Origin of the sequence: Marinomonas mediterranea MMB-1 (assembly GCF_000192865.1) — a bacterium.
In the GTDB taxonomy this organism is placed as follows: Bacteria; Pseudomonadota; Gammaproteobacteria; order Pseudomonadales; family Marinomonadaceae; genus Marinomonas; species Marinomonas mediterranea.
The window spans coordinates 3,741,684-3,753,602 of sequence record NC_015276.1 but is presented as its reverse complement, the minus strand read 5'-3'; the positions used below and the strand labels follow the sequence as shown (position 1 = coordinate 3,753,602).

Sequence of the window (11,919 nt, the reverse complement as noted above, 5' to 3'; positions counted from 1 at the left end):
AGGAGGCCTTAAGTAAAAAAATTACAATATTTTAGGGTTTTTCTTTAAAATAATCGGTTTTTGGGCGTGATTTATGATTTATATGTAGTAATATTACATAAAATTTATGTCATGCCGACTTACTTCAGTCGTAAGTCGCATAACAAAAGCGGAGTGAAGCATGAACCCCATTGTTACGGAAGTGACGAATAATATTGTTGAGCGCAGTAAAAAACTGCGAACGAAATATCTGGAAGATATGAAAAAAGCGCAGGAAAAAGGACCGCATCGTGGCGTTCTTTCTTGCGGTAACTTAGCGCATGGTTTTGCTGCTTGTAATCCACAAGACAAGCAAAAGCTAACGTTAATGGAAGAAGCAAACATAGGTATTGTCTCTTCGTATAACGACATGCTTTCGGCTCATCAACCTTATGAGGATTATCCTCGTATTATTCGAGAAGCTGTGACTGAAATGGGATCAGTCGCACAGTTTGCGGGTGGCGTTCCTGCAATGTGTGACGGCGTGACTCAAGGTCAAGATGGCATGGAATTGAGCCTATTTAGTCGCGATAACATTGCTCAAGGCGCAGCCATTGCCCTTTCTCACAACATGTTTGACGCAGCCCTTTTCTTAGGTATTTGTGACAAAATCGTTCCTGGCTTGTTAATTTCGGCTTTACGTTTCGGCCAGTTACCCTGCTTGTTCGTTCCTGCTGGCCCAATGAAATCGGGCATTACCAACGCGCAAAAAGCTGCGGTACGTCAGCGTTTTGCGAAAGGTGAGGCGAGCCGAGAAGAGCTTCTAGAAGCAGAATCGGCCTCTTATCATAGTGCCGGTACATGTACCTTTTATGGTACAGCGAACTCAAATCAGCTATTGGTTGAGATTATGGGGCTGCAGTTACCGGGTTCTTCTTTCGTGAGCCCTGACGATCCGCTGCGTGAGGCTCTAACTCGCCATACAGCGCAATTGGCCGCTAAAACAACGGCATTAGGACGTGATTATCGACCTATCTATGAGGTGATTGACGAGCGCTCGATTGTTAACTCTATTGTAGGGCTTTTGGCCACAGGTGGATCAACCAACCATACTATGCACATTGTTGCTTACGCTCGTGCAGCGGGTATTGTCGTTACTTGGGATGATTTCTCTGAGCTTTCAAAAGCGGTTCCACTATTAACGCGTATCTATCCTAATGGGCAGGCGGACATTAATCATTTTCATGCCGCAGGCGGTATGGCGTTTCTTGTTAAGCAACTTATTAAAGGTGGTTTGGTTCACGAAGATGTGAATACCATTGTTGGTAAGGGATTGAGTCACTACGCAAAAGAGCCGTTCCTTGACGGTGGTAACGTTGTGTGGAAAGAAGGCACTGATGTCAGTCTCGATGCTGACGTGGTACGCCCAATTGAAAATCCTTTTAGCAAAGAAGGCGGCCTGTCTCTATTGAAAGGCAATCTAGGACGATCTGTTATTAAGGTCTCTGCGGTAAAAGAAGAAAGTCGAATCATTGAAGCGCCTGCTGTAGTTTTCCACAACCAGAATGATCTAGCAAAAGCGATTTCATCGGGTGAGCTTGAGCGAGACTGTGTGGCGGTTGTGCGTTTTCAAGGACCGAAGGCCATTGGTATGCCTGAGCTGCATAAGTTAACGCCTTATCTTGGTAACCTTCAAGATAAAGGTTTTAAAGTCGCGTTGGTGACAGATGGTCGAATGTCTGGTGCATCAGGTAAAGTCCCGGCTGCGATACATTTAACGCCAGAAGCATTGGCTGGTGGCCTTATTGGAAAAATTAAAGACGGCGATCTAATGCGTCTGGATGCGGTAACTGGCACCTTATCCTTACTGGTTTCCGATGACGAATTGGCAGGACGAGAGGCTGCAACACATGATTTGTCTGAGTCTCACCAAGGGATGGGACGAGAGTTATTTTACGCTCAGCGCACATTGGTGAGTGGTGCTGAACAAGGGGCATGTAGTCTGTTTGCTGAGTAGTTATTCAGACTGACAGAGCAACGTTTCCTCTGACTACTAGCGGTTGACGTTAGTAATGGTGTTTGGGCCTACCTTTTTGGTAGGCCTTTTTTTATGCTTTCAATAACAGACGATACGTGGGACGAAATATTCAACCGGAGAGAAGTCAATTTGGCTGTGTATTAAAGCGTGAAAATAAGGTGTTAGAGCGTTGTTTATTCATGGTGTGTGGTGATTGGTGGTATCGAGACCGGAAAAAACTGTGGCGGAAATTAGGGGCAGGAGCGTTGAGTCTAGAGCAAGAACGCTATTTCATGTAAATGAAGAAGATGAATACATTGACTCAACTAAGCAGCCCCGTTATCGAAAATATCATTTGCAATAACGAGGCTGACCATACTTCTTTAGCTATTGACTCATCCTAAATAAGGTAGAATTTAGGCCATTGTGTCCAGCTTGTTAGTGTACTCGTCGAAAGATTCAGTCACTTCTTTAGATGGTGTACCAGAAGCTAAGCTTATAACGATGATAGAGATCGTTGAAAGAATAAAACCGGGAACGATTTCATAGACATCGAAGATGCCGCCTGACAACTGCTTCCAAATTACGATTGTAACGCCACCCACTATGATGCCTGCTAGAGCGCCGTTGCGGTTCATGTTTCGCCAGAACAAGCTCAGAATAATTGCAGGGCCAAATGCTGCACCGAAACCAGCCCAAGCGTAAGATACTAGACCTAATACAGAGCTATCCGGGTTCATTGCAAGCGTTAGAGCGATGAGAGAAATTGCGACAACACCGAAGCGACCAACGTTAACAATGTGCTCAGGTGACGCGTCTTTCTTAATGATTTGCTTGTAGAAATCTTCTGCTAGTGCAGAGGAAGAAACAAGCAATTGAGAGTCTGCTGTACTCATGATCGCAGCTAAGATAGCGGCAAGTAGGATACCCGCTACCACAGGATGGAAGACTGCGTTTACCAACACCATGAAGATCTTTTCAGAATCGCCAAGTGATCCAGCAAGGTTCGTGTCAACATAAGTAATACCAACAAAACCAACTGCCAATGCACCTGCCATAGACAGAGCTGTCCAAGTAACCGCAATACGGCGTGCTGTACCAATGTCTTTATTAGAGCGAGACGCTTTGAAACGAGCAAGAATGTGCGGTTGACCGAAGTAGCCTAGGCCCCATGCAACTAGAGAAATGATACCAATTGCTGATAACGGTTCGCCTTTCACATTGTTCCAAACTGTTAGTAGCTCAGGGTTTTTCGCTGCCAGTGTAGCGTGAAGCTCAGACCAGCTGCCATCTAAAGCAATAACAGGAACAATCACAAGTGCTGCTGCCATCATTAAGCCTTGGACAAGGTCAGTCCAAGCAACGGCTAGGAAACCACCAAATAGTGTGTACGATACAACACATACTGTGCCGATAATAACGGCGTAAGTGTAATCTAAACCAAATACTGTTTCGAAAAGCTTACCACCAGCAACAAGGCCAGAACTTGTGTAGAACAAGAAGAAAAGTAAGATGAAGAAAGCAGAAATCGTTTGAATCAGTTTAGATTTGTCGTTGAAACGCTTCGCTAGGAAATCAGGAAGTGTCAATGCGTTGTCTGTTTGGATACTGTAAGTACGCAGACGTTTCGCACAAATCAACCAGTTCAACCATGTACCTGCAAGTAGGCCACCCGCTAACCAAAGTGATTCCATACCTGATGCGAATGCATAGCCAGGTAGGCCAAGCAGCAACCAGCCACTCATGTCAGATGCGCCAGCAGAGATCGCAGTAGGCCATGGGCCTAGTGAGCGTCCCCCCAAGAAGTAATCTTCTGAGTTTGACGTAAGTTTGTAAGCGTATAAGCCGATGCCAAGCATCACAATTAGATACGCTAAAAAGGTTAAGCTTATCGCCCAACTGTTCTCAATCATGTGTAGTCCCCAAGAATATATTTATACGTATACCTAGGCGTTCAACTTTTCCTGAACAAAGAGCACTCTATTTGAGTGGGCTTGGCTCAAGCATCTTATAGTTGAGTGCTTTAGGCTTGGTTTTTCTGTTTGAGTCGTGTTCTCTCTAAAACATGTATTCGTCATCACAAGTAGGAAGAGTTATGCATGTTTTTCGACCAAGGCAAGGATTCTAGGGACGGGGAAGCGGATAATCTTTCAAAAACCTACTTTAAATTTGTAAATAAATCCGATTGATGGCCTGTTGGTGCGTTATTCTTGCATTTTTTGACAAAAATACTGAATAAGAGAAGGTGGAGGTGTAAACAGGGATAAAGAAAAAGGAGCCATACTTCAATATATCTTAGTTAGATGTATCAAAGTTATGACTCCTTATGGAAGCTATAAACTAAGTGGATTTTAACGTCGCGTTAGGTTTTGTTTTTCGGTAAACGAGTATCCTGTACGCTTGTTTTTAGTTTCTTAAGATGAGAGTTAAACTCAGGCCCACGTTTTAGAAGAACACCTGTCGCCAACGCATCGATTAATGTGAGGTACACAATACGTGAGCTCATCGGCGTATAGATATCAGTATCTTCCGTCTCTTCAATAGGAAGAACGATAGAACAATGCTCAGTAAGCGGGGATTCTGGGTTTGTGATCCCGATAACGGATGCACCTGCTTCACGTGCCACTCGAGCGGTTTCGATTAGCGGTAGAGTACGTCCTGTATAGGAAATCAAAACGACCGCATCGCCAGGATGCGTGCCTGCTGCTGCCATACGTTGAACCAATATATCGGTATAGGCAACGACAGGAACATTTAGACGGAAGAACTTGTGATGAGCATCTTTCGCAACGGGACCTGACGCACCTAAACCATAAAACTCAATACGTCGAGCGCCCGCAAGTACATCGACAGCGCGGCTGATAAGAGATTCCGGTAGGAGTTCCTGCGCACGAGTGAGGTTGTTTTTAGCCGCTTCAAAAATTTTATTAGTGACTGCGCCTGGGGCGTCGTCAGGTTCGACATTCAGGTTCACATAAGGTGTACCCGTTGCCAAACTTTGCGCTAGCGCAACTTTAAAGTCAGGGAAACCACTGCCAATCAAACTGCGACAGAATCGATTCACGGTCGGTTCACTCACTTCAGCACGAGCGGCGAGTTTTGCGATACTAGAATGTATGGTTGTCTTAGGGTCTGCTAAGATTGCTTCCGCGACTTTTCGCTCAGACTTACTTAACGTACTGAGCTTTTCCTGTATTTTACGAATAATATCGTCATGCTTGTTCATTAATTTGCTTCAACGGTAACTATTGACGGTAAGTGTTGTAATCGCCATTCTGACAGCCAGTGTGTCTGTTGACAACAAAAGGATGAAAAATGACCACATTATCTGTGCTTTTTGAACAGATTTCGCCGTATTTACCCCCTCAAGAAGCCCTAAAAGTGGAAAATATTGAAGACGGCTACTCAAATCATGTAATGAAATTACATTGGTATAACGCGCCAAGAGCCGTCCTCAGAGTCCCGATGCTGGATACTGAGGCTTTTTTGATCGATCGACATGCAGAGTTGAATGCCTTAAAAGCGGCGCAAAATGCAGGCATTTCTCCGACTGTTATCTGGTCTAATGATCAAGGTGCTATTCTAAGTGAATACATTCATGCACCTGCGCTAAGCTGGGACGTAAAGCACAACTCTCGTGATATTAAGCGAATCGGCGCCTTGTTTACTCAAGTACATGCATTGTCAGTTAACGCCCCGTCACGAAACATTTATCAGGTGATCGAACATTATGTGGGTGGCATAGAACACCACGACACAAACGGCGCCCATAAGCATGAAGTGGCATACCTTCAGCACTGCTTTGATCAGATGAATAAAGTGGATTCGAGGGGCAGACCGGATGTCTTGTGTCACAATGATTTGAATCCAAAAAATGTGCTGCTTAATAACGAAGAAATTTGGTTTATTGATTGGGAATATACAGCACTTGGCGACCCCTTGTTTGACCTTGCCGCAGTGTCACGTTCGCATAACTTAACCTTGGATCAACAAAAGATCTTGATTGAAGCCTACGATGACACTCTGAACGTGCAGGATACCTTGAAGACCATTCATGACTATGGCTTCGCTTACGCTTTGCGGGAGATGGCATGGTTGCTGTTAAAACACGTGATCAGTGTCGATGATCATCAGTCTTTAGATTATTACCGCGAGTTTAAAGACACCAAAAAGCTTAACCCCTTTATTTAATTGTTAGATGTGAAGAATATGTTGAATTTGACGTCAGATTGGCTCGAAAAACTCGCACCAGAAATTGAAAAAGACTATATGTTGTCGTTAACGGACTTCTTGGATTCAGAGAGCCAAAAAGGCAAAGTGATTTATCCTGAGGCGGAAGAGCGTTATACCGCATTAAATTGTACGTCTTTTGACAATGTGAAAGTCGTGATCCTTGGACAAGACCCCTATCACGGGCCAGATCAAGCGCATGGCCTTTCTTTCTCCGTAAAACCGGGCATCAAAGTCCCGCCTTCGCTGGTTAATATTTATAAAGAACTTGAATCGGATTTAGGCATTCCCGTCGCGCAGCATGGTTATCTAGAGAGCTGGGCGAACCAAGGTGTCTTACTGCTAAACAGTGTGCTGACGGTGGAAGCAAGTAAGGCAGGAGCGCATCAGAAGAAAGGTTGGGAAACCTTCACTGATCGAATAGTTACGCTTCTAAATGGGGAGCGAGAGGGTATCGTGTTTCTGCTCTGGGGGTCGTACGCTCAGAAAAAAGGCAAAATGATAGACAGATCAAAGCACTTAGTACTAGAAAGTGTTCACCCATCACCGTTGTCGGCATATCGTGGCTTTTTTGGCTGTCGACATTTCTCTGAGACTAATACCTACCTTAAGCAGACTGGGCAGGCCCCAATCGATTGGGCGGCTCATCTGTAAAAGACTTTGAACCTTTAAATGGCAGAGCGTTAAGAAAGTTTTACCAAAAGTTCGTCTTTTAGGGACACGGCTATCGATTGCTTTTTCTGATAGGGTTGGCCGCTATATAGGCACACTCTGTGTCCATTGAGACTGGCAACAATTTCGAAACGATCGTCTAAAAAAAGGCAATCTTCAACTTCCATGGTTAGAGCATTTTCATCGGTGTCTGATGCGAGGTTAAAAGCGGTTCTTGGCACTAGCCATTCGCCTCTTTCTCTTTTTAGTAAGTCACCGTCAAGTAAGTTTCCAGCGTTTAAAAACTCACTGGCCCAGCGGCTGGCGGGTTTTTGAAACAGCTCAGTTGGATTCGACAGCTGATGGATATAACCGTCTTTCATGAGCGCAATTCTATCTGAGAGAAGCTGCGCTTCACGTCGGTCGTGCGTAACGTTAACGCAGGTAATGCCCATTTCGCCAGTAAGTTGTCGAATTTCCAAACCTAACTCTTCTCTCAAATTGGCATCAAGGTTAGAAAGCGGTTCGTCTAACAAGATAATCTGAGGGGAAGCGGCTAACGCACGAGCAATGGAAACGCGTTGTTTTTGTCCGCCAGACAGTTTTTCAGGCAGTTTTTGGTCATGTCCAGTTAACTTGACGAGTTCAAGGACTTCGTCAACGCGCTGTTTGATTTCTGAGACGGGGCGTTTTTGCTGTTTCAAGCCAAACGCAATGTTTTCATAGGTACTCATATGAGGCCAAAGCCCGTAGTCTTGAAATACGTACCCTAATCCTCGTTTTGCAACGGGCAAAAATTGTTCTTTGTCTCGGTCAACAAAGGCACCTGAAAGCGTCTGAATACGCCCTGTATCTGGAAATTCTAAACCCGCAATGATCCTTAGTAAGGTGGTTTTTCCACAACCCGATGGCCCGAGTAAGGTTAGAAACTCACCTTTCTCAATAGTCAGGTTAATGTCATGAAGGATTGTTTTATCTTCAAACGATTTAGAAATATTACGTATGTCAATTGCGTTCATCGGGCATGTCTTTTGGCTAGTAATTGTCCAAGCGCAATCAACATACCGGAAACAACGATGACAACAAAACTCATTGCCATACCGGAGCTGACAGAGCCCTGATCAAATTGGTTAAACACATAGGTTGCGACGGTTTCAGTACCTGCTGGTGCCAATATTAGCGATGCAACTAACTCTCGTGTTGAAATAGCAAACACGATGCACCCTGCAGCGACAGAGATGGGTATGAGAAGAGGAAATAAAATGCGGCGTGCAATTAATAAAAGGTCTGCGCCATAAATCGCAGCCGCTTCATCGAGAGAGGCTGGTAGTTGTTTCATTGCCGCCGTCAGCATACGTATAGGGTATGACAGCATTAAACAGGTGTATGCCAGCAGTAAAATAAACAGTGTATTGTAGGGCGTTACAGGAAGAAATTTCTGATTCCACGTGAGAATTAAGCCAACCGACAAAACCATCGCAGGCATGGCGTTGGGTAGCAGCGACAGCGCATCCAGTATTTTGTGACCTTTTGGCTTGAGTCGTATTAACGTAAAGGCGACCAACATACCAATGACAGCGGTAATTAAAGCGGTCATTAGAGCCAGAGTTAAGCTGGTATAAATAGCGTCTAAAGCGCCATCATCCAATGAAAACAGTGTTTGATACGCTTCTAGAGAAAGGTTATTCCAGTGCAATCCCCGAGACATGGTTTGCATCATGGAAGAGGTCAAAATAGAGAAGAGAGGGACCACGACCGTAAACACAGCGACAAAGAAGAAAATCCCGTGGCTAACTAGCATAAAGCCTTTGTGGTTTAGTGGCTTTGAAGCCATGGTTTGGTTATCAACGCTGTCAGTGTAGCGCTTACTAATGGCGATTTGTATTAGATAAACGCTGATCGCAATGGTGATTAGGAGTAAGGACAAGACGGAAGCGCCGGGGAGATCAATGGGCCAGTCGGTCAGCTTCTCTTCGATTGAGGTGACGAGAACACTAAAACCAAATCGGCTACCTAAAATGTCTGGTGTGCCAAATTCTTCTATGGTCAGTGCAAATACAATTAACCCTGTGGATAGTAATGTAGGCACGATCAAAGGCAATAGAATGCGAAATGCGATCTGTACTGAACCAGCGCCATAAATCTTAGCGACGTCGCTGTAACGGTTGCCGACCACCTTGAAGGCATTAACAGCCGCAAAGTAAATCAATGGGAAAAGGTGCAATGTCATCACAAACACCACACCACTAAAAGAGAACAAAAAACCTGATAGATTAAGATCGAACCACTGATAAAAAAAGCCGTTGAACTGAAACATTTGAATCCACGCCATCGACGCAATGTAAGGCGGAATCAAAAAAGGAATCAAAAAAAGCACATCCCAGATTCGTCCGTAGTGGTCGTGCATACGACTACGAAGGTAAGCCAAGATGACCGCGATCATAATGGACATCAAGGTAACAGAGAACGCCAAACGTAGCGTATTCAGCGTGGATGTTAAAAGATGTGGGTTACTAAACTGAGGTATAAAGTTGCTGAACGGCCGAGCAAACGACAGTTCGTTAAAGCTTGGAAATATGGCAAACAGCACCACGGAAATCACCGGTAACCCGATGATCAAGAACAGAGAAAAAATAGAGACAAGGTTAAACGCGAGAGGGAGACGACTCCCTCTCGCGTTGGAATACATCGACATTCCTTATTGTCCCATAATGCTCGCAAACTTGTTCTTAGTTGCCTGCGCGTGCGCTGCTGCGGTCATTTGGTCAAACGTGATTAGTTTTAGATCATCAAACCCTGGACGTGATGTAGAGATGTCTGTTCTAGCAGGCAAGATTAATGTATTTGACACCATATTTTGACCTTTGTTAGACAAAATATAATCGACAAAGCGCTTTGAGGCGTCTGCATGTTGGGTTGATTTAAGAATCATAATCGGGCGTGGCGCGAGAACCGTGCCGTCTTCTGGGTAAATAACGTTTAGCGTTTCGCCTTTCTTCTTAAGACCTAACGCAATGTAGTCAACCGCACCAAATACGACGGACTTTGCACCCTGAAGGACGGGGTTTAGAGCCGCCTTGTTTGCTCCAGGAATCAGAATGTCGTTTTGTTTCAGGCCGGAAAACAACGTCCATGCATCGTCGCCCATTTTTTCAGTTAGACCTTCTACAAGCGTTAAAGCCGAGCCTGATTTACTAGGGTCGGGCATAGTAATCTGGTTTTTGTACTCCGGCTTCGTCAAGTCAGACCAAAGCTTAGGTTCTGGCAACGTACTTTGAGTGTTGTAGGCAATTGCCAGTACCGCTGCACCTTGAGAGACATAGGTATCAGACTTCAAAAAGTCAGGAACGTTTTTCGCATTAGGAGATTGATAAGGTAGTAATTCTCCAGCCTTCGTTAGCGTAATAGCATGACCTAATGATGATGAAATCATGACATCAACATGTGGATTCGACTTTTCAGCTTGATAGCGGGACATGATCTTGCCGCCTGTCGCCTGATAAAGATCTACTTTAATACCAGAGTCTTTTTCAAAGTTCTTGACGAGGGATTTAGACAATCCTTTTGGGCCAGCTGAATAGACAGTGATTGTTTCCGCTTGAGCGTTTAGAACTGCACCGGAAAGTGCGAGAACAGAGATCAAATGCATGAACTTCATAATGAATCCTTTGTGTATTGGTGCAAACCAAACTAATAATCCTCCTAATTTGTTGCGGAAATATGACGAAAAAATGAACAGTTTTAGGCGTCGATCTGAGGAAATCAGTCAATGAAGAGGGAAAGTGAGGCATTTATCTTAATTTTGATGACCGTAAATGCTTTCTTGGTTGCCGGTAATGATCACCGGTATTTTTTGATCAAGATTTAATCGGAAGCGACAGAATGGTTACAAACATGTCTTCATCGTCTGCGTCTTTGGGGCCTACTTCATAGAGTTCGAGAGCGGGTTTTGAACGGTTGTAGCGATAGCCATTTATCGTTGCTTGAACATTCAGTACTCGCCACGCTAAATAAAGGTGTTTGTATGGTCCATGGTACCTAAGTTGTAAATAATGGCTTGAAAATCGAATGCATTCGGGATGTAAGTTGCAATCCGTCAATCGTTGAACAGGCACCCCTAATTTTCCTGTGAAGCTATGAGTACTAAGGTCTGCTTTTGTATAAATGGCAAAACATCCTCCTGTGGGAGGGTTCTCGGGCCCTAAGGCAACGAACAGCTCATGGAACCCAATCTCCATGACTTGTGAAATGGATTGTTCTGTCGCTTCAAATGGGCGGATCACAGCATCAAGCGTATCAAGTCTTTGGCAACCTTCTAATTCAAACGTAATGCTGGAACGATGTTGAATTTTTCTTTCCATCCTATTTTTTAAAGAAATAAGCGATAACTCGATGTCCAAGGTAATATGAGATAAATGTTTTTGCAGTAAGTGTCGTCTAAAAAAAGGTATTTTTCCCTCAACATCAAAGGTGATAAGGGTGTTGTGTGATCGTTGGGTTAGGTGGGCATAGATGGTAAAGGACTGCCAGTATAGGCTTGGGCTGTCGATCAAAAAGGTAGCGACTTGCTCAACTTCATCTTCGGATTGTCTTTGAACGCTCGTCGGAGCAATCTTGTTACTCTCAATTATCAAAGACGACGCGGAAATGGATTGGCTATCAAAGTAGTCTAGTTGTATGTCTGCATCAGGGTCGTATGAGCGCCAAACGCACCAGCTTGGCCACGTCGCTAGGTTTGCAATTTCTTTATAAACCTCATTGCTGTCTGCTTCTATGTATTGATGTCTTTGAAACTGAAAATGTCCATGCGTTATTAGCCAATACACTAAAGCAATGAGAATACTTCCTACGACTAAACCTAATACAACCATATGTCCCATCCATCCAAGTGTGAGCGTATTACGAATGCTTCCTTAATTTTCTAAATGGATTGCTTGTTTAGAAAACGCATTAAAAGAGATCTTTGTATGACTGCTACGTGCTCCAATACCTTATTAAAAATAGATGCGAGATGTATATTTATAACTCATAAACTCCGCTTTTTTGTCTATTTTTACCTTGTT

9 protein-coding genes are annotated in these 11,919 nt (G+C 44.1%); 3 read left to right on the top strand and 6 right to left on the bottom strand.

What is annotated here, in order from left to right:
* Positions 1 to 160 precede the first annotated feature (160 nt).
* Positions 161 to 1,975 (top strand): phosphogluconate dehydratase, encoded by a 1,815-nt coding sequence (edd, locus tag MARME_RS17180; RefSeq protein ID WP_013662534.1) that lies wholly within the window; start codon positions 161 to 163, stop codon positions 1,973 to 1,975.
* A 416-nt stretch (positions 1,976 to 2,391) separates the two neighbouring features.
* Here the strand turns inward: edd and putP are convergent, their stop codons facing one another.
* Positions 2,392 to 3,888 (bottom strand): sodium/proline symporter PutP, encoded by a 1,497-nt coding sequence (gene putP / locus MARME_RS17175; RefSeq protein WP_013662533.1) that lies wholly within the window; start codon positions 3,886 to 3,888, stop codon positions 2,392 to 2,394.
* A gap of 449 nt (positions 3,889 to 4,337) precedes the next feature.
* Complete coding sequence (hexR, locus tag MARME_RS17170) at positions 4,338 to 5,201, bottom strand: transcriptional regulator HexR (protein WP_013662532.1); 864 nt, start codon at positions 5,199 to 5,201, stop codon at positions 4,338 to 4,340.
* 89 nt (positions 5,202 to 5,290) lie between these two features.
* Here hexR and MARME_RS17165 point away from each other — a divergent pair, with 89 nt between their 5' ends.
* Together MARME_RS17165 and ung are read left to right on the top strand one after the other, a co-directional pair.
* Positions 5,291 to 6,166, top strand: coding sequence for a choline kinase family protein (locus tag MARME_RS17165; protein ID WP_013662531.1), 876 nt, complete (start codon positions 5,291 to 5,293; stop codon positions 6,164 to 6,166).
* Between the two features lie 18 nt (positions 6,167 to 6,184).
* Positions 6,185 to 6,859: a uracil-DNA glycosylase gene (gene ung / locus MARME_RS17160; RefSeq protein ID WP_013662530.1), complete on the top strand. Its 675-nt coding sequence runs from the start codon at positions 6,185 to 6,187 to the stop codon at positions 6,857 to 6,859.
* A 29-nt stretch (positions 6,860 to 6,888) separates the two neighbouring features.
* Here ung and MARME_RS17155 read toward each other — a convergent pair whose 3' ends face one another.
* The 4 genes from MARME_RS17155 to MARME_RS17140 all read right to left on the bottom strand — a co-directional run bounded on the left by MARME_RS17155 (position 6,889) and on the right by MARME_RS17140 (position 11,727).
* On the bottom strand, positions 6,889 to 7,875 hold the full coding sequence (locus tag MARME_RS17155) for an ABC transporter ATP-binding protein (protein ID WP_013662529.1): 987 nt from the start codon (positions 7,873 to 7,875) through the stop codon (positions 6,889 to 6,891).
* Positions 7,872 to 9,545 carry an ABC transporter permease gene (locus MARME_RS17150; RefSeq protein WP_013662528.1) on the bottom strand — a complete coding sequence of 558 codons (1,674 nt, stop codon included), beginning with the start codon at positions 9,543 to 9,545 and terminating at the stop codon, positions 7,872 to 7,874. Before MARME_RS17150 ends, MARME_RS17155 begins: the two co-directional genes overlap by 4 nt.
* A gap of 9 nt (positions 9,546 to 9,554) precedes the next feature.
* Positions 9,555 to 10,514, bottom strand: coding sequence for an ABC transporter substrate-binding protein (locus MARME_RS17145; RefSeq protein WP_013662527.1), 960 nt, complete (start codon positions 10,512 to 10,514; stop codon positions 9,555 to 9,557).
* Between the two features lie 199 nt (positions 10,515 to 10,713).
* The gene (locus tag MARME_RS17140) at positions 10,714 to 11,727 is read right to left on the bottom strand and encodes a hypothetical protein (RefSeq protein WP_013662526.1); all 1,014 of its coding nucleotides are present in this window, start codon (positions 11,725 to 11,727) and stop codon (positions 10,714 to 10,716) included.
* Positions 11,728 to 11,919: the final 192 nt, after the last annotated feature.